The organism is Roseomonas sp. CCTCC AB2023176, from assembly GCF_042259275.1.
Lineage (GTDB): Bacteria > Pseudomonadota > Alphaproteobacteria > Acetobacterales > Acetobacteraceae > Roseomonas.
In genome coordinates this window covers 1,350,891-1,371,036 of the sequence record NZ_CP170086.1, presented here as the reverse complement: position 1 = coordinate 1,371,036, position 20,146 = coordinate 1,350,891, and the positions used below count along the sequence as shown (strand labels likewise).

Below are 20,146 nucleotides of genomic sequence, written 5' to 3'. Positions count from 1 at the left end.
CCTTCGGGGCCACGAGCGCGACACCAGCAAGTCTCCGAGCCCAGCGCCGGCCGCCCCCGCGCCCTGTCTCAGCGCAGCGGGCGCCGGACCTCGAAGAAGGTTTTGCCGGTGCGGATCATGCCGACAGATTCGTAGAACTCGATCACGCCCGGGCTCCGCGCGCCCGTCGCGAGCATGACCTTGTAGCAGCCCGCGGCGTCGGCGCGGCGGATCGCCTCCTCCACGACGGCGCGGCCGAGGCCGCGGCGGCGGTGGTCGGCATGGGTGACGACGTTCTCGATCAGCGCGTAGGGCCGGGCGAGGCGCATGACGTTCGGGACGATCACGAGGGTGCAGGACGCCGCGATGCGCCCCGCGTCTTCGGCGACGAGGACGGTCGCGAGGTCGGAACCGATGAGGGCGTCCCAGGCCTGCGTGGCCGCCGCGGGATCGGGCGGCGGGTCCTCGTCGTTCAGGTGGCGGTAGAGGGCGAGCATCGCGTCGAGGTCGGCCGCGACCGCGGGGCGGACGAGGGTCACGTCAGGTATCGCGACGTCAGGTGCGCGGTGAAGTGCGTGGGGTTCAGCGGCTCCCCCGTCGCGGCGGTCAGCAGGTCCTGGAAGCCGAGGAGGGAGCCGCGCCCGTGAACCGCGATTCGGAGCCATGAGACGAGGGGCGAGAGGTCGCCTTGCGCGAGGGCATCGTCCAGGCCGTTCACGGCGCGTCGGGCGGCGGACATGAGTTGCGCGGCGCCCATGGCGCCGAGGGTGTAGGACGGGAAGTAGCCGAAGGCACCGTCGTACCAGTGGATGTCCTGAAGGCAGCCCCGCGCGTCATCGGGCGGGGTGATTCCGAGGAGGGCGCGCAGCCCGTCGTTCCAGGCGCCCGGCAGATCGGCGACCGAGAGGTCGCCGGCGATCAGCGCACGTTCCAGCCGGAAGCGCAGGATGACGTGGGCCGGGTAGGTCATCTCGTCCGCGTCCACCCGGATGAAGCCGCGCCCGACGCGGCGCCAGAGGCGGGCGAGGTTGTCCGGCGCATAGGGCGCGGGGTCGCCGCCGAAGGCGCCGTGCAGCAAGGGGCCGAGGGCGGACAGAAAAGCGTCGGACCGGCACGCCTGCATCTCGACGATGAGGGACTGGGATTCGTGCGCGCCCATGCCCGCAGCCTCGCCGACGGGCTGGCGGGCATAGGCTTCGGGCAGGCCGCGTTCGTAGAGGGCGTGCCCCGTCTCGTGCAGCACGCCGAGGAGGGCCTGGGCGAAGTTGGATTCGTCGTAGCGGGTGGTGATGCGGACGTCGGTCGGCGTGCCGCCGCAGAAGGGGTGGGTGCTCTCGTCCAGGCGGGAGTGGTCGGCGTCCAGCCCGGCGCGGGCGGAGAGGGTCCGGCAGAGGTCCTTCTGGACAGCGGCGGGGAAGGGGCCCCGCGGCGGGACGGGGGCGGGCTTCGCAGCCTGGATGGCCTCGGCGCGCGGAAGGGCGTCGGTCAGCCAGGATTCGTAGGCGGCGAAGATCGGCTCCACGTCGGCGGCGGCGATGCCGGGCTGGAAGCCGTCCATCAGCGCGTCGTAGGGCGAGAGGCCGAGTGCGGCGGAGAGCGCGGCGGCGGTTTCACGCTGGAGACGCACGACCTCCTCCAGCGCCGGGCGCACGGCGGCGAAGTCGGCGGCTTGGCGCGCGGCGCGCCAGGTCTTCTCGCAGGCCGAGTTGGCGCGGGCGGTGGCTTCCACGAGGGCGCCGGGGAGGGCGGTCGCGCGGGCATGGGCACGGTGCATGAGGGCGAGGTTGCGCTCGTCCCAGGCGCCTACGACCGTCGCGTCGGCCAGGTCGGTCGCGACGGTGGCGTCCACGAGGAGGGAATGGGACAGGCCCGCGAGGACGGCGAGCTGTTCGCCGCGCGCGGCGCCGCCCCCGGGTGGCATCACCGCCGCGGCGTCCCAATGGAGCATGGCAGCGGCTTCGCCGAGCGTCGCGATGCGGGCGAAGCGGGCCTTCAGGCGGGTGTAGGCGGGGTTCATGCGGGGTCCTTGCCGCGCCGCTGCGCGGCGATCCAGAAGCCGAGCACCCCGACCAGCGCGGCGGCGAGGCCGTACCAAGTGATCGCGTAGCCCAGGTGGCTGTTGCGCGGCCGTGGCAGGTTGCGGGCGGGGTCGGGCAGGGCGCCGGTCGGCGCGTCGGGCTGGCGGAGCGCGACGAGGAGATAGGGCTCGACCTCGGGCAGGCCGATCCCGGCGCCGATGGCGCGGGGGTCGGCGGTGTAGAATCGGCGGCCAGCGGTATCGTCGCGGGCGGCGAAGGAGTCGCGCGGCTCCGGCGGGGAGACGAAGCCGATGACCCGGACCTCGCCCTCCGGATGCGTGACGGAAGCGGCGGGGCGCTCCACCGGGACCCAGCCGCGGTCCACGAGGATGGGCCGGCGGCCCGCGGCCATCAGGGGCGTGACCAGGCGGCCGCCGAGGGTGGCGCCGCGCACCTCCAGGCCCAGCAGCGCTTCGCGGTCATGCAGGAAGCGGCCGGTGACCTCGACCTTGGAGAAATCGGAGGGGCTTTCCGTCAGGGCGCGGGGCGGGCCGGCCTCGGCCGCCGCGATATCGGCAAGCAGCGCGGTCTTCCAGTGCAGGCGCTGGACCTGCCAGGTACCGAGGCCGAGCAGGATGACGAAGACGGGGATGGCCGCGAGGACCGCGGGCCAGATCCGCCGTCCCTTCCCTGTCGGGGGAGCGCGGCGCGGCCCGCCGGGGGCCGCGCCGGGCAGGACGGCCATCAGTGGTGCGCGATCTCGCCCGCGCCGAAGACGTAGATGCAGACGAACAGGAACAGCCACACCACGTCCACGAAATGCCAGTACCAAGCGGCTGCCTCGAAGCCGAAGTGGCGGCGCGGGGTGAAGTCACCGCGCATCGCGCGGAACAGGCAGACCGCGAGGAAGATCGTGCCGACGATCACGTGGAAGCCGTGGAAGCCGGTCGCGAGGAAGAAGGTCGAGGGGTAGATCCCGCCGCCCGAGAACTTGAACGGCGCTTCGGCGTACTCGAAGGCCTGGAAGCCGGTGAAGGAGAGGCCGAGGAGGACGGTCAGGGACAGACCCTGGATCAGGCCCTTCCGGTCGCCCTCGAGGAGCGCGTGATGCGCCCAGGTGACCGTGCAGCCCGAGAGCAGCAGGATCATCGTGTTCAGGAAAGGCAGGCCGAAGGGGTCGAACGTCAGGATGCCGTGCGGCGGCCAGATCCGGGTCGTGGCACCCGCCACGTGCTCCGGGTACAGCGCGAAGTGGAAGTAGGCCCAGAAGAAGGCGACGAAGAACATCACCTCCGACGCGATGAACAGCGACATGCCGTAGCGCAGGCCGATCCGCACGATCGGCGTGTGAACGCCGGGCTGCTTCGATTCCCGGATGACGTCGCGCCACCAGAAGAACATCGTCGCGAGCACGCCGAGAAGCCCGACGCCGAAGATCCACTGGATGCCGTAATGCGCCCACATGACGATGCCGAAGAGCATCGCGCCGGCCGAGAAGGCGGCGACCAGCGGCCAGGGGGACGGGTCCACCAGGTGGTAGGGGTGCTTGTGCGGCGGGGCGGGCTCGACCGCGTCGGCGGTGGTGGTGACCGGGTTGGCCATCGCGCGTCCTGGAACAGTAGGGGCCGCGCGGGTGGGGCCCGCACGGCGCGTTGCGGCGCATCAATCCTCTAAACGCGTGGGGCGATCAAGGGTGCGCACCGGTCATCGGTTCATCAGCCGTTCCATCACGGCGGCGGGATAGCGGGTGCCGGCGACCGCGTCCGGGTCCGCTGCGGCTTCGAGGCGGGCGAGGGCGGCCTCGGGGAGGGTAAGGGAAGCGGCGGCGGCGTTCTCCGCGACCCGCGCGGCGCTGCGGGTGCCGGGGATGGGGACGACGCCCTGCCGGACGAGCCAGGCCAGCGCGACCTGCGCCGGCGTGGCGCCGAGGTCCCGGGCGATCTCCGCGACCCGCGCCGCGAGGGCGGCGTTGCGCGCCAGCGAGTCCGATGCGAAGCGGGGCAGGTGGCGGCGGAAGTCGTCCGGGGCGAGGTCGGCGTCCGAGCGCACGGCGCCCGACAGCAGGCCGCGCGAGAGGGGCGAGTAGGCGACGAAGGTCGTCCCGACGTCCCGGCATGCTTCGACGACGGGCGCCTGGTCGCGGGAGAAGAGGGAGTACTCGCTCTGCACCGCGGCGATGGGGTGGATGGCATCGGCGCGGCGGAGGGTGGCGGCGGAGACCTCGGACAGGCCGAGGGCGCGGACCTTCCCGGCGCGGACGAGGTCCGCCATGGCGAGGACCGTCTCCTCCATCGGCGTCGCCGGGTCCAGACGGTGGGCGTAGTAGAGGTCGATCACCTCGACCCCAAGGCGCCGGAGGGAGGCATCGCAGGCCGCGCGGCAATGGGCGGCGGTGGTGTTCAGCGGGCGCGCCATTGGATCGTTCGGGTCGCGGATGAAGCCGAACTTCGTGGCGATGACCACCTTGTCCCGGCGGCCGCGGGAGAAGCGGCCGACCAGTTCCTCGTTCGCGCCGTCGCCGTACATGTCGGCGGTGTCGAGGAAGGTCATGCCGAGTTCCAGCGCCCGGTCGAAGGCGGCGCGGTTCGCGTCCCCGTCGGTCGGGCCGTAGAACTCGCTCATGCCCATGCAGCCGAGGCCGATGGCGGAGACCGTCAGGCCGGAGCGGCCAAGGGGAACGGTGGGGAGCATGGCGGGGCCTCCGTGGGGGTGGTCGGGCCGGGACATGCGGTGCGCCAATCGTTCGGAGAAGGCGTGGGCTGCTGCTTGGCCCGATGAATGCCGTTCACTTATCCTGCGGCGATGGATGACGCGGACCACCGCCCCCTCGCGGCCCTGGCGGCCGTGGCGCGGCACCGTTCTTCCGCCGCGCGCCGCGGCTGCGCTGGAGGTGACGCCCTCGGCGATCAGCCACGCGATCCGCGGGCTGGAGGAGCGGGTCGGGGGCCGGCTGGTGAACCGCACGACGCGCAGCGTGGCGCTGACGGAGGCGGGGGCACGGCTGCTCGCGCGCGCCGGTCCCGCGCTGGAGGCGATCGGGGCGGCGTTGGCCGAGGCCGGCGGGGACGGGGCGGTGCGCGGGACGGTTCGCCTGAACGTGCCGCAGATCGGCGCGGCCCTGGTGGTCGCGCCGGCGATCGCGCGTCTGGCCGAGGTGCATCCGGGGCTGCACCTCGACGTCGCGGTCGAGGACGGGACGACGGACATCGTGGCGCGCGGGTTCGACGCGGGGATCCGTCTCGGCGAGCGGCTGGAAGCCGACATGATTGCGGTGCCGGTCAGCGGGCCCATGCGGATGGCGGCCGCGGCATCGCCGGACTACCTGGCGCGGCGCGGGGTGCCGGAGCATCCGCGCGACCTCGCGGGCCATGCGTGCCTGCGTTACCGCTATGCCGCCTCCAGCGCCGTGTACCGCTGGGAGTTCGAGCGGGACGGGGCCGCGCTGGAGGTCTCGGTCGAGGGGCCGCTGACGACCTCGCACCCCGAGTTGATGGTGAACGCGGCGCTGCAGGGCGGCGGCATCGCCTTCACGGTGGAGGCCTACATGGCGCCGCACCTGGAATCCGGGCGGCTGGTGCGGGTGCTGGAACCGTGGTGCCCGCCCTTCCCCGGGTTGTTCCTGTACTACCCCTCGGCCCGCGGCATGTCGGCGCCGCTGCGGGCGGTGGTGGAGACGCTGCGGCGGCGGTGAGGCGTGGTGTCGCCGCGCGCTTCATCCGGCGCTGACGGCCGGTCGCGCCAGGAGTTCGGCGAGGAGCGGGTTGGGAAAGCGGCGACGCTGGGTGATCGCGTAGAAGCCCTCGCGCAGCGCTTCGACCTCCGCTCGTTCCTCCAGCACGCCCTGGCGCAGTTCGTCCTGCACGACGATCGGGGGGACGAGGGTGACGCCGTTCCCCTCCCGCGCGAGGAGGCGGAGCATTGCCATGTCGTCCACCTCCGCCGCGAGGATCGGGCGGATTCCCGCCTGGTCCATCAGCAGGTCAAAGCCCTGGCGGATGCTGCTCTCCCGGCCCGGCAGCAGTACGGGGGTCGTGCGGAGGTCGTCGGGGAAGCGGAGGCGGCCATAGCCGGGGCGGCCGACGAGGCTGACCTTCTGCTCCGCGAGAAGCGCGACGACGCGGTCCGACGCCGCGTCGTGCGCGACGGGGGTGTTGGACAGGACCGCGTCGAGCGACAGGCCGTCGAGTTGCACGAGGAGTTCGCGCAGGGTTCCGCTGCGGAGGATCAGCTCGACGTCCGAGCGCGCCGCGAGGGGTCGCAGGAGTTCCAACTGGAAGTTGCGGGAGAGGGTGGCGACGGCGCCGATGCGGAGGGGGCGACGCTGCTCCGGGCGCTGGCCGCGGAGAGTGTCCAGCAGTTCTCCCCCGGTGCGGAAGATGGTCTCGGCGTGGTCGAATGCGATGCGGCCGGCTTCGGTCAGTTCCATGCGCTTGCCGCGGCGCTCGAAGAGCGGCTGGCCGAGTTCCGCCTCCAGGGCACGCAACTGGGTGGAGAGGGCGGATTGGGCGATGTGCAGCGCCTCCGCGGCGCGCGTCAGGCCGCCCTCGCGGGCGATCGTCCAGAAGTGGCGGAGGTGGTGATAGTTCAGGGCGGGCATCGCCTTCTTTCTGTCAAAGCGAACGATCCCATTCAATCTTTGTATTTCACGGATGGTTTGGCTGCCGGTACTGCCCCTCCCGATCCCGTGACGGAGTCCGGCCCTTGCGCACCCTGCTACCCTGGTTGGCGGCCCTCGGGCCCCTGCTGCTGCTCATCCCCGGGCTGGTGCCCGCGGCGGCGGCCGATCGCGCGCCGGAGATGATGCGCCGCGTGACGTTGGGGGCCGCGGCGGGCGCGGCGGGTCTGGCGGTGGTGGTCGCGCTGGGGCTGGTCTTCGGCGGGGCAGTGCCGGGCGCGGTCGTGCACCTCGACGCGGTGTCGGGGACGATGCTGCTGCTGGTCGCGGGCGTGGGCGGGGTCGTGGTGGATTATTCCCGCCGCTACCTCGACGGCGATCCGGGGCAGGGGCGGTTCATGAAGTGGCTGGCGCTGACGCTGGCCGCAGTGCTCGTCCTGGTGATCGCGGGGAACCTGATCTTGCTGGCCGCGGCCTGGATCGCGACGAGCCTCGGGCTGCACCAACTGCTCGTCTTCTACCCGGACCGGCCCGCGGCGGTGCTGGCGGCGCGGAAGAAGTTCGTCGCCGCGCGGATCGCGGATGGATGCCTCGTCCTCGCGGTGCTGCTTGCGTGGCGGACCTTCGGCAGCCTCTCGATCCCCGACGTGCTCGCCGCGGCGCGGGCGACGGCGGAGCCGGGATTCGGCGTCCACGCCATCGCCGTGCTGCTGGCCTTCGCGGCGATGCTGAAATCCGCGCAGTTCCCGGCCCATGGCTGGCTGCCCGAGGTAATGGAGACGCCGACGCCGGTCTCCGCGCTGCTGCATGCGGGCATCATCAATGCGGGCGGCTTCCTGCTGGTGCGGATGGGCGACGTGGTCGCGCTCTCGGCCGGGGCGCTGGACTTCCTGCTGCTGGTCGGCGCGGTGACGGCGGTCTTCGGCGCGGCGGTCATGCTGACCCAGGCCAGCGTGAAGGTGAACCTGGCCTGGTCCACCGTCGCGCAGATGGGCTTCATGGTGATGCAGGTCGGGTTGGGCGCCTTCGCCGCGGCGCTGCTGCACATCGTCGCGCACTCCCTCTACAAGGCGCACGCCTTCCTGACGGCGGGCGGCGTCGCGGCGGGGCGGCGTCCCGACCGGCTGCCGCCGCTGCCCCTGCGCGTGCTGCTGCCGTCGTTGTCGGCCGCGGTGCTGCTGGTGCTGCTGGCCGGGATGGTGCTGGGGCTGCCGGCGACGCAGGCGCCAGGGCCGGCGGTGCTGGGCTCGGTCCTCGCGATGGCGCTGGTTCCCACGCTGTCCACTGGCGTTGCCTCGCGCGCCGGGGCCTTCTCTGCGCAGGCCATGGCGATCGTGGGGGCGGTCGCGCTTGGGTACTTCGCGCTGCAGGCCGGGGCGGCGTGGCTGCTCGGCGGCGCGGTGCCGGACCATACGGTGGCACGGTCCGCGCTGACGCCGGTGATCTGCGTCGTCACGGTGCTCGCCTTCGCGACGCTGCTGGTGCTGAACGTGGCGCGGCGCGCGATGCCACCGGGGCCGCTCCTCGGCGCGCTCTACGTCCACCTGCTCAATGGCTTCTACGTCAACACGCTCGCGAACCGGCTGCTGCGGCGGCCGGAAGGGGTCCGGTGACATGCCCGACATCTCGCTCTCCCTCCCCGTCGTGACGCTGGAGGACCGGGTGCGCCGGGCCTGCGCCCGGGTGGCGCCGCTCTGGCCGCTGCGCGACTTCGTGGCGGTAAACCCCTTCCTCGGGCTGGCGGAACAGGATTTCGCCCAGGCCGCGGCGACGCTGCGGTGGGTGGCGGGGAAGGACCTCCTCCCGTCCCGCGCGCATTTCGCGGAAGCCGTGGCGGATGGGCGGGTGGCGCCACGCGACTTCGCGGCCGCGGGCGCCGACCCTTCGGTGCTCGACGCGCCGCGGCCGGCGCCGGAGGCGGCGCCCGCCGCGCTGACCGTCGCCGACGTGCTGGACGCGACGCTCGGCACGGCCTGGGCGCGCTTCGCGACGGACGAGATTTCCAAGTGGGCCGCGGATTGGGCCGACGAGGGGCAGGCGGCATGGCCGATGCCCTGGCGTCACCTTCCCTTCTACGCCGCCTGGCGCGCGGCCATCCGGCACGACCTCGCGCCGGAGGTCGCGGGCCTGCGTGGGTTCCGGGCGGCCGTCGCGTCGCTGCCGGAGGAGCCGGTGGAGAGCATCGCCGCGTCCCTGCGGATCATCGGGCTGCCGCAGGCGGAGGCGGACGACTATCTGCACCGCGCGCTGCTGTCCGTCGCGGGATGGGCGGGGATGCTGCGGCAGCGGGGCTGGGCGAGCGAACTCGCGGGCGGCACGGATGACGGGGTGCTGAACATCCTGGCCGTGCGGCTGGCCTGGGACGCCGCGCTGTTCGTGCTGCATGAGGACGCGCGGTTCCGGGAAGCCTGGGCGGCGCGGCTGGCGGCGGCGCCGGCGGCCTCGCCGGACCTGACGCCGGACCTCGCGCTGCTCGAGGCGAGCGAGGTAGCCTTCCGGCGGCGGGTCATCGGGCGCTTCGCGGCGGAGGATGCGCCGCGGGCGCGGCCGCTGGCGCAGGCCGTGTTCTGCATCGACGTTCGGTCTGAGGTCTACCGGCGCGCGCTGGAAGCCGTGGCGCCGGAGGTCGAGACGCTCGGTTTTGCTGGCTTCTTCGGCTTCTCCCTGGACTACGTGCGCTTCGGGGAGGCGACGGGTGTCGCGCAGTGCCCGGTTCTGCTGAGCCCGGCGGTGACGATCTGCGAGGGCGTCGCGGGCGCCTCGCCGGCGGAGGAAGCGGCGGCCCTGTCCACCCTGCGGGTACGGCGGCGGATCGCCGACCTCTGGACGGCGTTCCGGACCTCCGCCGTCTCCTGCTTCGCCTATGTCGAAACGGCGGGGTTGGCCTCGGTCGTGGGCCTCGCGCGCGGCGTGCTGCGGCGGCCGGAACCGGAGGGCGACGTGCTGGCGCGTCTGGCGCCCGAGGTCGCGCCGCGGCCCTGGCGCGGCCGCAACGCGGGTCTGCCGACGCTCGCGCGGATCGAGGCGGCGGAGACCGTGCTGCGCGCCATGTCGCTCACGCGGGACTTCGGGGGCCTGGTCCTGCTGGTGGGCCACGGCGCGACGACGGTGAACAACCCGCATGCCGCCGGCCTGGATTGCGGCGCCTGCGGCGGCCACACCGGCGAGAGCAATGCACGCGTCGCGGCGGGCGTGCTGAACGACCCGCTGGTGCGGGAGGCGCTGGTGGACCGGGGCATCGCGATCCCGGCGGACACCTGGTTCCTCGCGGGGCTGCACGACACCGTCACCGACGAGGTGCGGCTGTTCGACGCGGATCGCGTGCCGCCGTCGCAGGCCGATGCGCTCGCGACGCTGCAGGAGAAGCTGGCGGCCGCCGGCCGGCGTGCGCGGCATGAACGGGCTCCGTCGCTCGGCCTGTCCATCGCCGATCCGGTCACGACCGACACGCGGCGGCGGACGGCAGACTGGTCGGAGGTGCGGCCGGAATGGGCGTTGGCGAACAACGCGGCCTTCGTCGCGGCGCCACGCTGGCGGACGGCCGGGATGGACCTCGGCGGGCGGTCCTTCCTGCACTCCTACGACTGGCGGGCGGATCGCGGCTTCGGGGTGCTGGAGCTGATCATGACCGCGCCGATGGTCGTCGCGAACTGGATCAACCTGCAGTACTACGGCTCGACCGTGGACAACGACGCCTGGGGCAGCGGCAACAAGACGCTGCATAATGTCGTCGGGTTGACCGGCGTGCTGGAAGGCCAGGGCGGTGATTTGCGTGCCGGGCTGCCGATGCAGTCCGTGCACGACGGCAAGCGCTTTGTGCACGAACCCCTGCGGCTTTCCGTCTTCATCGAGGCGCCGGAGGCGGAGATGGACCGGATCCTCGCGAAGCATGCCGGCGTCCGGCAACTGGTCGAGAACGGCTGGCTGCACCTGCTCTCGATCCGGGATGACGGGTCCTTCGCGAGGCGGCGCGCGGCGGGCGAGTGGGCGGCAGAGGGGTAGTCCCGCCCGGACCGGACCGTCGCGGTCCGGTCCGCTCGCGCCGGGCTTTCGTGATCGACGGTCAGCCGAGCGCGAAGGCCGCGGGCGGTGCCTCGCGGCCCATGACCGACTCCGCGATCATGCGGCCGACGAGCGGGCCGAGCGTCCAGCCGTTGCTGGTGACGGCGTGGAACAGGCCGGGCGCGCCAGGTGTCCCGGACACGACGGGGCCGTGGTCCAGCAGGATGTTCGGCGCGGACCAGGCGCGCAGGACGTGGAAGGCGGAAAGGGCGGGCAGCGCCTCGCCCGCGATGTGCAGGTTGCCCTCCAGCGACCAGCGGAGGAGGCGCGCGGCGCCGTCCTCGTCCAGCCGCCCGGGCCAGCCGCCGCCGATCAGCAGGTGGCCGGTATCGGCCTGCTTCAGGGACAGGTGGCGGCGGGCCCACTGCAACAGCGGGCGCAGGACGGTCGGGCCGGCTTCGGTAACGGCGACGCTTTGCACGATGAGGCGCATGGGGAGCGTCACGCCCGCGAGGGACGCGACGCGCATGGCGTGGGGTCCCGCGGCGTTGATGACGCGGCCCGCGCGGAAGGTGCCGGCGGCGGTGGTGATGCACCAGGATCTGCCGTCTCGCGCCAGGCCGGCGACCTCGAGGCCGGGGGCGAAGCGGGCGCCGGCCTCACGCGTCAGGCGCAGGAGGGCGGCGGTGCCGCGCAGCGGGTCCATCTGCCCTTCCTGCGGGCAGAAGGAGGCCCCGGGGAAACGGCGGTCCAGGTTCGGCGCGATGCGGTCCAGGTCGGTGCGGTTGATCGCGTGGACCTCGATGCCGCGGGCCCGTTCGTAGGCGGCCTTGCGGTCGAGCCAGGCGAGGGTCTCCACGTCCTCCGCGAGGATCAGGCCTCCTTCCGTCCGGATGGCGAGGGACTCGCCGGCGTCGCGCGCGATCTCCCGCCACAGCGCCACGGCGGGCGGGCCGAGGGCGGCGGCGGGGGCCAGGGGACCTGGGTCGCCCGTCTCGTCGAAGTCGTAGGCGAGCAGCTGGACATGGAGCGAGCCGGCATTGGTCGTGCTGGCGCCGAGGCCGGGCTCCCCGCGATCCGCGACGAGCACGTCCACGCCGTTCTGGGCCAGATGCCGGGCGGCGGAGAGTCCGACCACGCCGCCGCCGATGACGAGAACGTCGCAGTCCGGCGGGACCGCCGCGGACGGCGCGGTCGTCCAGGCGGGCATAGGGGGCTGAGGGACGCCGTGGTGATGGCCGCGGGACGGCGCATCCCGCATCAATGCGGCTGCGGGGACGGGGCGGACGGGCGCGCGCGGGGCGGCGAAGGCGGATTCGGCCTCGGGCGGGCCGAGCAGGGCGTGCAGGGTGGAGGCGCAGAACCGCCCCCCGCATCGGCCCATCCCGGCGCGGGTGGTGCGCTTGGCGGCGGAGAGGGAGGTCCCGGGCGGGAGGGCGCGGAGGGTGGCGACGGTCACCTCCTCGCAGCGGCAGGCGATGGCGTGATCGGGCGGCGGAGGCAGCGGCGGCGCGGCGAAGAGGCGCCAGAGGGCGCGCTGGAAAGCCTCGGCGCGGCGCAGGGCGTGGCGGGCGGCGGGATCGTCAACTTCGTGGCCCAGGTCGCGCGCGGCCGCGAGGCCGGCGAGACGGCCGCGGGCCAGGGCGACACGGGCGCCGCCGATCGCCGCGCCGTCTCCGATCGCGAAGACACCGGAGACGCTCGTGCGGCCCTCCTCGTCCGTCGCCGTCTCCAGCGCGCCGCAGGAGCCGACCCAATGCGCGGCGCCGAGGGCGCGGGCAAGGCCGGTTTCGGGCGCGAAGCCGTGGTTGAGGGCGAGGGCGCCGGCCTCGATCCGGCGATCGCCATGCGAGGTCGCGATGCGAAGGGCTTCGAAGCGATCCGTCCCGTCCGCCGCGATCAGGCGGGCGCCCCAGATCACGGGAACGCCGGCCCGGCGCAGCGCGAGCAGGTAGCGCGTGCCGTCCCAGGCAAGGTCGGGGGCCGTGATGCCCATCCGCAACGCGTCCCGCCAGCCGCGGGGCGCGGGGCGCGGCGCAGTCTCGACCACGGCCGCGACCTCGACCCCGCCCGCGACCAGTTCCACGGCGAGTTGCAGGTTCAGCGGCCCGTTGCCGGCGATCACGACGCGGCGGGCCGGCGCGACCCGGCCGGCGCGGGCGAGGGTCTGCATCGCACCGGTGGTCATTACGCCCGGGAGGGTCCAGCCGGGGATCGGGACCGGCCGTTCATGCGCACCGGGGGCGAGGATGAGGCGGCGCGGGCGGATGGCGAGGCTGCGGTCGCCGTCGGTGACGGCGATCTCGGCCACGTGGCCGGGGTCGGGTGCAGGGGGATGGCGCCGTGGATCTCGCCGGGCGGGAAGGCCCCCAGGCCACGGCGCCGTGCAGGATCGTGACGCCGGCGGCCAGGGCGCGGGTGCGGAGGGTGTCGCCCTGACGGTGCTGGCGGTCAGGCCGCGGTAGGTGGTGCGCCGGCGCGGGCTTGAGGTATTGGCCGCCGGCCTCGGCGCGTTCGTCGAGCAGCAGGGTGTCGCACCCCGCTTCGGCGGCGGCGATGGCCGCCGCGAGGCCCGCCGGGCCGGCGCCGACGACGAGGAGGTCCGGGGTCAGCACCGCCCCGTCGCGCGGTGTGCCGGCGAGGGGAGCCGGACGGTCCGGCACGGCGCCGGTCACGAGCATGCCCGGCTTTGCCTTCGTCATGCAGGCGCGCTGGCCCATGCGCCCATCCACCGTGACAAGGCAGTCCCAGCATGCCCCCATGCCGCAATGCAGCCCGCGCGGCGCGCCGGAGGCCGTGTGGCGGAAGGCCAGGATCCCTGCGGCGGAAAGGGCGGCCGCGACCGTCTCGCCGGGCAGCGCTGCGATCGGGTCGCCATCGAAGGTGATGGTGAAGGGGGCGCCGCGCGGCGTCGCGCCGCGGGTCAGGCGCATGCGTCACCGCGAGTCGCGGCGTGCTGCATCTGCGCGCGGCGTGTCGTGGTCGGCTTGCGGTGGTGCGTCACTTGCATTCCAATCCCGATCATAGGCGCGGATGGCCCGGCGGCGCAGCCCGGGGGCCTGCAAGCGCGCGTTGCAGTCTGCGCGAAGGATGGGGCGACATGGCGGGCGAGCCGTTCCGGGGCTGCTACACGGTCCTCATCACGCCGTTCACGCCCGATGGCGCGGCGGTGGATCTGCCGGCGCTGCGACGGTTGGTGGAGTTCCAGATCGCGGAGGGCGTGCGCGGGCTGATCCCGCTCGGCTCCACCGGCGAGTTCCTGTCGGTGTCGCGGGAGGAACGCGCGGCGATCGTGGACTGCGTCGTCGAGACCTCGGCGGGCCGCGTGCCCGTGCTGGTCGGCACGGGCGCGGAGGACACGCGCGAGGCCGTCGCGCTGTCGCGCGAGGCGGAGGCGCGGGGCGCGGACGGCGTCATGGTCATCCCGCCCTTCTATTCCGTGCCGACCGCGGAGGAGTTGCAGGTGCACTACGACCGCATCGCCTCGGCCATCGGCATCCCCATCATGGTCTACAACAATCCGGCGACGGCGAACGTGGACCTGACGCCCGCGATCCTGTCCGACCTCTCGCGCATCCCGAACTGCCGCTACGTGAAGGAGAGCACGCTGGAAGTAACGCGCGTTCGCGACATCATCGCGGCCTGTGGCGACCGGATGGAGGTCTTCGCGGGGGTGCTGGGTTATGAATCGGCCTGGCTCGGCGCGATCGGGTGGGTGGCGGTCTGCAGCAACGTCGCGCCGCGGCTTTCGTCCGAGATGTTCGGGGCAGCGGCCTTCGAGGCGGACCGGGACAAGGCGCTGGCGCTGTACAAGCGGTTGGCGCCGCTGCTGCCCTGGGTGGGTGGGCCGCGGTACGTGTCCGGCACGAAGGCGGCGTTCCGGCTGATCGGCATGGATATGGGAGCGCCGCGCCCGCCGCGGCTGCCGCTGCCGGCGCGCGACCTGCCGGCGCTGGCGGCCGTGCTGCGCGGCATGGGGATGGACGTCGCGGCGCCGATCGCCGCGGAGTGAACGCCAACACACGACCATGAAGACAGGGGGATGCTGACGATGTTCCGACGGATCGCGCTCGCCGCCATGCTGGCGGGTTTCGCCGCGCCTGTCCTGGCGCAAGGGACAGCCCAAAACTGCACGCCGCGCGTCGCGGATGCCGAGCTGGTGAAGCCGCGCACGCTGGTGATGTCCACCAACCCCACCCTGCCGCCGCTGCAATTCGTGGACAGCGGCGGACAGCTGCAGGGCATGCGCATCGAATTGGGGAACGAGATCGCGCGGCGCCTCTGCCTGACGCCCGAATACATCCGCATCGAGTTCTCGGCCATGGTCCCGGGCCTCGCGGCGCGGCGCTGGGACATGATCAACACGGGGATCTTCTACACGGAGGAGCGCGCCCGCCTCATGCAGATGATCCGCTACGAGAACAACGCCGTCGCCCTTTCCGCGGCGCGCGGCAACCCACTGAACATCCGGGAGGAGAAGGACCTCGCGGGACGCACGATCGGTGTGGAACTCGGCGGGTTCGAGGAGCGCTCGCTGCGCGCAATGAGCGAACGGATCGTCGCGGGCGGCGGGCGCGCGATCAACGTCCGCACCTTCGACAACTTCGCGGTGGCCTTCCAGGCGCTTCGGGCGGGCCAGGTGGAGGGCACCGTCTCGATCGACGCGGTGGCGGCGGAATATGACCGCCGCGGCGACTTCCCGCGCGTGCTGCACGGGATCAACGCGACGCCGGCGGCGCTCGCCTTCCGATCCCGTGCCCTGGCGAACGAGGTGTCGAAGGTCTTGACGGAAATGACGGGCGACGGCAGCCTGAAGGCGCTCTTCGACCGCTATGGCGTGGATATCGCGCCGGGGGATTTTGTCGTCGCCGGTCCCGGCTGACCTGATCCCCCGTGCAGGTCTGGAACTGGCAGGGGTTCTTCGACTACCTGCTCAACCCGTTCCTGCTGCACGGGGCCATCACCACGCTGTGGCTGACGGTCGTCTCGCTCTCGGCAGGGCTCGTGCTGGGGACGGGGCTCGCCCTCATGCGGCTGTCCGGCAATCGGACGCTCTCGGGCATGGCGGCGTTCTACTGCTGGGTGTTCCGCGGGACGCCGCTGCTGGTGCAACTGCTGATCATCTATACCGGGTTGCCGCTGTTCGGCCCGCGGCTGTCGGTGGTGGAAGCGGCGCTGCTGGGCCTTTCGCTGAACGAGGCGGCCTACCTGTCCGAAATCGTGCGCGCCGGCATCGGCGCCGTGCCGCGCGGCCAACGGGAGGCTGCGCTGGCGCTGGGATTGCGGCGTTCCGCGGCGTTCCGGCTGGTGACGTGGCCGCAGGCGCTACGGATCATCATCCCGCCGCTCGGCAATTCCGTGAACGGGCTGCTGAAGACGACCTCCGTCTGCTCCGTCATCTCGATGGAGGAGTTGCTGCGGCGCACGCAGATCCTGATCCAGGAGCGCTTCCTGGTGCTGGAACTGTTCACGGTGGCCGCGATCTACTACCTCGCGATGACGACGGCCTGGGACCTGGTGCAGCGGCGGCTCGAGGCGCGCTATGGCCGGGGCGATGCGCGTGAGGCGCTGGCGGACCGGCGGTGAGGGGGATGGGCGATGTCGGAGTTTGAACTCGTCGTTCGCGGCGGCACCGCCGTCATCGGCGATGCGCTGGTGCGGGCCGATATCGGCGTCGCCGGCGGTCGGATCGCCGCCATCGCCGGCCGGATCACCGACGCGGCGCAGGTGATCGAAGCGGATGGGCTGCTCGTGCTACCGGGCGGCGTGGACACGCATTGCCACATCGAGGAGCCGCAGCCCGACGGCTCCATCCATGAGGAGACCTGGGTCACGGCGTCGGCCTCCGCATTCGCAGGGGGAACGACGACGGTCGTCGCGCATACGCCGCAGTTCAAGGGTGGCGGAATCCTGGACCAGCACCGCGCAGGTCGCGCACGGGCGGCGCAGGGCATGCTGGACTACGGCTTCCACCAGATCATCGCCGACCCGTCCGACGCGGCGTTGGCAGAGTTGCCGGCCCTGGTCGCGGACGGTGTCGGCAGCCTGAAGGCCTTCCTGACCTACGACACGCTGCATCTGTCGGATGGCGATTTCCTGAAGGTCCTCGCCGCGGCGAAGCGGCACGGGCTGATGGTGCACGTGCATTGCGAGAATCACGACGCGATCCAGGCCGCGGTCGCGGCCCTCATCGCAGCGGGCCACGTCGAGCCGAAGTACCACGCCGTCTCCCGACCGCCGGTGGTGGAGCGGGAGGCGACCTACCGCGCGATCGCACTGGCGGAGTTCGTGGGGCAGCCGATCCAGATCTTCCACGTCTCCTGCGCCGAGGTCGCGGAGGTGATCGCTGAGGCACGCGCGCGCGGCGTCGCCGTCTCGGCCGAGACCTGCCCACAATACTTCACGTTGACCGCGTCCGACATGGATCGGCCCGACTTCGAGGGGGCGAAGTTCATGTGCTCCCCCGCGCCGCGCGACGCGGCGGAGCATGAGCGGGTCTGGGCGACGATCCGGCGCGGCGTGCTGGACGTCGTCACATCGGACCATTGTGGGTTCTCCTTCAACGGCGACCACGGCAAGGCGAAGAACGGGCGCGACGCGTCGTTCGACCTGATTCCGAACGGGATCCCCGGGTTGGCGGCCCGGGCGCCGCTGACCTTTTCCGAAGGCGTGTCGAAAGGTCGGATCGACGTACCGACCTTCGCGCGGCTCATCGCGACGAACCCGGCGAAAATCGCGCGCCTCTACCCGCGGAAGGGAACGATTGCGGTCGGCAGCGACGCCGACCTCGCGCTCTGGGACCCGAACCGTCAGGTGACGATCACCAATTCCCTGATGCAGCACGCCATCGACTACACGCCCTACGAAGGCATCCCCGTCATCGGCTGGCCCGTCACGACGATCCGCCGCGGCGAGGTGGTGATGCGCGACGGAGCGATCCTGGCTGCGCCGGGGTCCGGGGCCTGGCTGGCGCGGTAACGCGCGCTGCCTTGGGGGTAGGGCCTTGCCCTCCCTCCAAACCGCTTACCCGCCAGGAGGCTCACCTCCTGGACCTCGATCGAGGGCGCTCATTAGAGTGGTCGCCAGGGGACGAATTCCCTGGCTGACGGAGGTCGGGAGGAAGGCAGCGCCTTCCTCCGGCGCCTCCGGCGCAACCCCGATCAGTCGGCCCTGATCCCCGCGCGCCGGATCACCGGTTCGAGCGTCTCTTTCTCCCGCGCGATGGCGCGGGCGAAGTCATCGGGGGTGCCCCCGCCGAGGACGGCGCCGATTTCGGTCAGGCGGCCGCCAATCGTGGGGTCGCGCAGGGCTTCGGTGACGGCCTCGGCGATGCGGCGGCAGATGTCGGGGGAGGTACCTGCGGGAGCGGCCATGCCGAAGGCAGTGCCGAAGACGAAGTTGGGCATGCCGGCCTCCGCCATCGTGGGCACGTCGGGGAGTTGGGCGAGGCGCTGGGTGGAAGGCGTGGCGAGGGGCCGGACGGAGCGGCCGCGGATCTGCGCCAGGATGTTCGGAACGTTGTCGATGACGAAGTCGATGTTGCCGGCGACAAGATCCGTCACGGCGGGGGCGGCGCCGCGATAGGGCACGTGCTGGATGTTCGTGCCCGTCGCCTCCTTGAACAGTTCCAGCGCGAAGTGGAGGGAGGAGCCGGAGCCGGCCGACCCGGCGGTCAACTGGCCCGGCCGCGCCTTCGCCTCGGCGATGAGGGCGGCGACGCTCTGCCAGGGGCGCGCATTGGCGCAGCAGAGGACCTTCGGCGTGGTCGCGAGCAGCACGATCGGCGCGAAGGCCGTGTTCGTGTCGTAGGGCATGGAGGGATAGATGTACTGGTTCACCGCGAGCGGGCCGAGCGAGCCGGCCATGATGGTGTAGCCGTCGGGCGGGGCCTTCGCGACGACGTCCGCTCCGATGTTGCCGCCGGCGCCGCCGCGGTTCTCCACGACGAAGGGGTGGCCGAACTTCGTGGTCAATGATTGGGAGACGGAGCGGGCCAGCAGGTCCACCAATCCACCCGGCGGAAAGGGGACGACGATGCGGACGGGCTTGGCGGGCCACTCGCCCTGAGCGAGGGCTGGCGCCGCGGGAAGCAGCGCGCCGGCGATCAGCGCGCCGCGGCGGGTGATGCTGTTCATGGTTGCCTCCTCCCCTTCGGTCAGCGCTCGCCGGGCGTTGGCCGCGGCGTCCTGACGGTGCGCGCCGGGACCTGCGCGTCGGGCATGGCGATCGTTTCTTCCTGCTTGCCATAGAGAGTGGGGATGGCGGGATCCACCGCGATCTCCACGAGCGTGGGGCCATCGGCGGACAGCGCATCGCGCAGGGCGGCGTCGAGGTCATGCGGATCGGTCACGCGGAGGCCGGGGCAGCCCATGCTTCGGGCCATCTCCACGAAGTCCACGCCGGCGATGTCGATGCCCGGCACGTCCCTGACCTGCAGCACGCGGCTGAAGGACCGCATGGCGCCGTAGCCGCTGTTGTTCAGCACGATGACCGCGAGCGGCAGGCGGTGCTGCACCGCGGTCCAGAGCGCCTGCGGCGAGTAGAGGAAGGAGCCGTCGCCGATGAGGCAGGCGACGCGGGTGCCGGGCTTCGCCATCGCGACGCCGACGGCCGCCGGGAGCGAGTAGCCGAGGCCGCCGCTGGCCATGGTGTAGAACCCGCCCCAGCGCGTGATGGGCAGGTGGGCGTGCATGGCCGGGCGGTGGGAGGGCGCTTCCTCGACGAGGATGGCGTCAGCCGGAAGTGCGGCGCGGAGGCGGGATAGGGCGTAGCCGGCAGGGATGGGGCTCGCGGGCTTCGGCGGTGCGGGTTGCGTGCGGGGTTTGGGCAGCACCAGGCCACGATGCGGGATGCGCGGCGCCAGGGCGGGCAGGGCGTGGCGGAGCACGCCGAGCACCGTCATGCCGACGGGGGCAGAGGCGGCAGTCTCGCGGTCCGCCGTCAGGTGGATGATCGGCACGCCGCCGCGGAACAACGCGCATTCCCCCGCGACGTGGAAGGTGAAGACCGGCGCGCCGACGACGAGGATGAGGTCGTACGGCGCCAGCGCGTCGGACACCGCTTCGGGCGCAGCAGCCATGTGGCCGGCGTGGAGCGGGTGATCCTCGGGGAAGGCAAGGCGGGAGGCGAAGGGCGCGGTCCAGACCGGGGCGCCGATGCGTTCGGCGAAGGCGACGAGTTCGGGGCCGGCGCCTTCGGCATCCGCTTCGGCGCCGGAGACGATGACGGGGCGTTGGGAGGCGGCGATGGGCGCGCGGCCTCCTCGATCGCCGCGGGGTCGGGAGCCATGTCCGCGTGCTGCGCGCGCGCCTGGACGGGCCGGCAGCGCGCGGACCAGTCGTCGGACGGGATCGAGACGAAAGTCGGGCCGAAGGGCCGCTGCATCGCGACGCGGTGGGCCTGCGCGATGGCGGCAGGCACGTCCTCGGCGCGCGCGGGTTCGACGGAGAACTTGACGTAGGGCTTGGGGAAGTTCGCCGCCTCGGTTGCGCCAAGGAAAGGCAGGTTCGGCAGCAGCGATCGCGCCTGCTGC

Annotated in this window: 17 protein-coding genes; 7 read left to right on the top strand and 10 right to left on the bottom strand. The window is 72.7% G+C overall.

Features of this window, described 5'->3' with window-relative positions; translation table 11 throughout:
- Positions 1 to 68: 68 nt before the first annotated feature.
- From ACE7GA_RS06850 to ACE7GA_RS06830, 5 genes are all read right to left on the bottom strand, one after another.
- Complete coding sequence (locus tag ACE7GA_RS06850; protein ID WP_376097503.1) at positions 69 to 518, bottom strand: GNAT family N-acetyltransferase; 450 nt, start codon at positions 516 to 518, stop codon at positions 69 to 71.
- Positions 515 to 1,996: a carboxypeptidase M32 gene (locus tag ACE7GA_RS06845; protein ID WP_376097500.1), complete on the bottom strand. Its 1,482-nt coding sequence runs from the start codon at positions 1,994 to 1,996 to the stop codon at positions 515 to 517. Before ACE7GA_RS06845 ends, ACE7GA_RS06850 begins: the two co-directional genes overlap by 4 nt.
- On the bottom strand, positions 1,993 to 2,742 hold the full coding sequence (locus ACE7GA_RS06840) for an SURF1 family protein (RefSeq protein ID WP_376097497.1): 750 nt from the start codon (positions 2,740 to 2,742) through the stop codon (positions 1,993 to 1,995). The genes ACE7GA_RS06845 and ACE7GA_RS06840 overlap by 4 nt, the downstream gene beginning before the upstream one ends.
- Positions 2,742 to 3,599 (bottom strand): cytochrome c oxidase subunit 3, encoded by an 858-nt coding sequence (locus ACE7GA_RS06835; RefSeq protein WP_376097494.1) that lies wholly within the window; start codon positions 3,597 to 3,599, stop codon positions 2,742 to 2,744. Before ACE7GA_RS06835 ends, ACE7GA_RS06840 begins: the two co-directional genes overlap by 1 nt.
- Before the next feature lie 102 nt (positions 3,600 to 3,701).
- Positions 3,702 to 4,688, bottom strand: a complete 987-nt coding sequence (locus ACE7GA_RS06830) for an aldo/keto reductase (RefSeq protein WP_376097491.1) — start codon at positions 4,686 to 4,688, stop codon at positions 3,702 to 3,704.
- 115 nt (positions 4,689 to 4,803) lie between these two features.
- On the opposite strand from ACE7GA_RS06830, the gene ACE7GA_RS06825 reads away from it, so the two are divergent.
- Positions 4,804 to 5,688: a LysR family transcriptional regulator gene (locus tag ACE7GA_RS06825; protein WP_376097488.1), complete on the top strand. Its 885-nt coding sequence runs from the start codon at positions 4,804 to 4,806 to the stop codon at positions 5,686 to 5,688.
- Positions 5,689 to 5,709: 21 nt separating this feature from the next.
- Here ACE7GA_RS06825 and ACE7GA_RS06820 read toward each other — a convergent pair whose 3' ends face one another.
- On the bottom strand, positions 5,710 to 6,594 hold the full coding sequence (locus tag ACE7GA_RS06820) for a LysR family transcriptional regulator (protein WP_376097485.1): 885 nt from the start codon (positions 6,592 to 6,594) through the stop codon (positions 5,710 to 5,712).
- A 125-nt stretch (positions 6,595 to 6,719) separates the two neighbouring features.
- Here ACE7GA_RS06820 and ACE7GA_RS06815 point away from each other — a divergent pair, with 125 nt between their 5' ends.
- The gene (locus ACE7GA_RS06815; RefSeq protein WP_376097482.1) at positions 6,720 to 8,225 is read left to right on the top strand and encodes an NADH-quinone oxidoreductase subunit L; all 1,506 of its coding nucleotides are present in this window, start codon (positions 6,720 to 6,722) and stop codon (positions 8,223 to 8,225) included.
- A 1-nt stretch (position 8,226) separates the two neighbouring features.
- Complete coding sequence (locus ACE7GA_RS06810; RefSeq protein ID WP_376097479.1) at positions 8,227 to 10,614, top strand: YbcC family protein; 2,388 nt, start codon at positions 8,227 to 8,229, stop codon at positions 10,612 to 10,614.
- A 61-nt stretch (positions 10,615 to 10,675) separates the two neighbouring features.
- On the opposite strand, the gene ACE7GA_RS06805 is transcribed toward ACE7GA_RS06810, so the two are convergent.
- A complete protein-coding gene (locus ACE7GA_RS06805) occupies positions 10,676 to 12,925 on the bottom strand; it encodes an FAD-dependent oxidoreductase (protein WP_376097476.1) in 2,250 nt (749 codons plus the stop codon).
- Positions 12,843 to 13,547 (bottom strand): (2Fe-2S)-binding protein, encoded by a 705-nt coding sequence (locus ACE7GA_RS06800; RefSeq protein ID WP_376097473.1) that lies wholly within the window; start codon positions 13,545 to 13,547, stop codon positions 12,843 to 12,845. Before ACE7GA_RS06800 ends, ACE7GA_RS06805 begins: the two co-directional genes overlap by 83 nt.
- A gap of 167 nt (positions 13,548 to 13,714) precedes the next feature.
- Here ACE7GA_RS06800 and ACE7GA_RS06795 point away from each other — a divergent pair, with 167 nt between their 5' ends.
- From ACE7GA_RS06795 to hydA, 4 genes are read left to right on the top strand one after another with little or no spacing between them, the layout of a single operon-like run.
- Entirely contained in the window at positions 13,715 to 14,626 is a 912-nt protein-coding gene (locus ACE7GA_RS06795) for a dihydrodipicolinate synthase family protein (protein WP_376097470.1), read from the top strand.
- 30 nt (positions 14,627 to 14,656) lie between these two features.
- A complete protein-coding gene (locus tag ACE7GA_RS06790) occupies positions 14,657 to 15,496 on the top strand; it encodes an ABC transporter substrate-binding protein (protein ID WP_376097467.1) in 840 nt (279 codons plus the stop codon).
- An 11-nt stretch (positions 15,497 to 15,507) separates the two neighbouring features.
- Entirely contained in the window at positions 15,508 to 16,200 is a 693-nt protein-coding gene (locus tag ACE7GA_RS06785; protein ID WP_376097464.1) for an amino acid ABC transporter permease, read from the top strand.
- A 12-nt stretch (positions 16,201 to 16,212) separates the two neighbouring features.
- Complete coding sequence (hydA, locus tag ACE7GA_RS06780; RefSeq protein ID WP_376097461.1) at positions 16,213 to 17,592, top strand: dihydropyrimidinase; 1,380 nt, start codon at positions 16,213 to 16,215, stop codon at positions 17,590 to 17,592.
- 182 nt (positions 17,593 to 17,774) lie between these two features.
- Here hydA and ACE7GA_RS06775 read toward each other — a convergent pair whose 3' ends face one another.
- Both ACE7GA_RS06775 and ACE7GA_RS06770 read right to left on the bottom strand, forming a co-directional pair.
- The gene (locus tag ACE7GA_RS06775; protein ID WP_376097458.1) at positions 17,775 to 18,749 is read right to left on the bottom strand and encodes a Bug family tripartite tricarboxylate transporter substrate binding protein; all 975 of its coding nucleotides are present in this window, start codon (positions 18,747 to 18,749) and stop codon (positions 17,775 to 17,777) included.
- 20 nt (positions 18,750 to 18,769) lie between these two features.
- Positions 18,770 to 19,837, bottom strand: coding sequence for a thiamine pyrophosphate-dependent enzyme (locus tag ACE7GA_RS06770; RefSeq protein WP_376100135.1), 1,068 nt, complete (start codon positions 19,835 to 19,837; stop codon positions 18,770 to 18,772).
- Positions 19,838 to 20,146: the final 309 nt, after the last annotated feature.

Bases quoted from the DNA above. Each gene is read 5' to 3' on its own strand.
- ACE7GA_RS06845 (WP_376097500.1), bottom strand. From the start codon at position 1,996: ATGAACCCCGCCTACACCCGCCTGAAGGCCCGCTTCGCCCGCATCGCG.
- ACE7GA_RS06840 (WP_376097497.1), bottom strand. From the start codon at position 2,742: ATGGCCGTCCTGCCCGGCGCGGCCCCCGGCGGGCCGCGCCGCGCTCCC.
- ACE7GA_RS06835 (WP_376097494.1), bottom strand. From the start codon at position 3,599: ATGGCCAACCCGGTCACCACCACCGCCGACGCGGTCGAGCCCGCCCCG.
- ACE7GA_RS06830 (WP_376097491.1), bottom strand. From the start codon at position 4,688: ATGCTCCCCACCGTTCCCCTTGGCCGCTCCGGCCTGACGGTCTCCGCC.
- ACE7GA_RS06825 (WP_376097488.1), top strand. From the start codon at position 4,804: ATGACGCGGACCACCGCCCCCTCGCGGCCCTGGCGGCCGTGGCGCGGC.
- ACE7GA_RS06820 (WP_376097485.1), bottom strand. From the start codon at position 6,594: ATGCCCGCCCTGAACTATCACCACCTCCGCCACTTCTGGACGATCGCC.
- ACE7GA_RS06810 (WP_376097479.1), top strand. From the start codon at position 8,227: ATGCCCGACATCTCGCTCTCCCTCCCCGTCGTGACGCTGGAGGACCGG.
- ACE7GA_RS06800 (WP_376097473.1), bottom strand. From the start codon at position 13,547: ATGCGCCTGACCCGCGGCGCGACGCCGCGCGGCGCCCCCTTCACCATC.
- ACE7GA_RS06795 (WP_376097470.1), top strand. From the start codon at position 13,715: ATGGCGGGCGAGCCGTTCCGGGGCTGCTACACGGTCCTCATCACGCCG.
- ACE7GA_RS06790 (WP_376097467.1), top strand. From the start codon at position 14,657: ATGCTGACGATGTTCCGACGGATCGCGCTCGCCGCCATGCTGGCGGGT.
- hydA (WP_376097461.1), top strand. From the start codon at position 16,213: ATGTCGGAGTTTGAACTCGTCGTTCGCGGCGGCACCGCCGTCATCGGC.
- ACE7GA_RS06775 (WP_376097458.1), bottom strand. From the start codon at position 18,749: ATGAACAGCATCACCCGCCGCGGCGCGCTGATCGCCGGCGCGCTGCTT.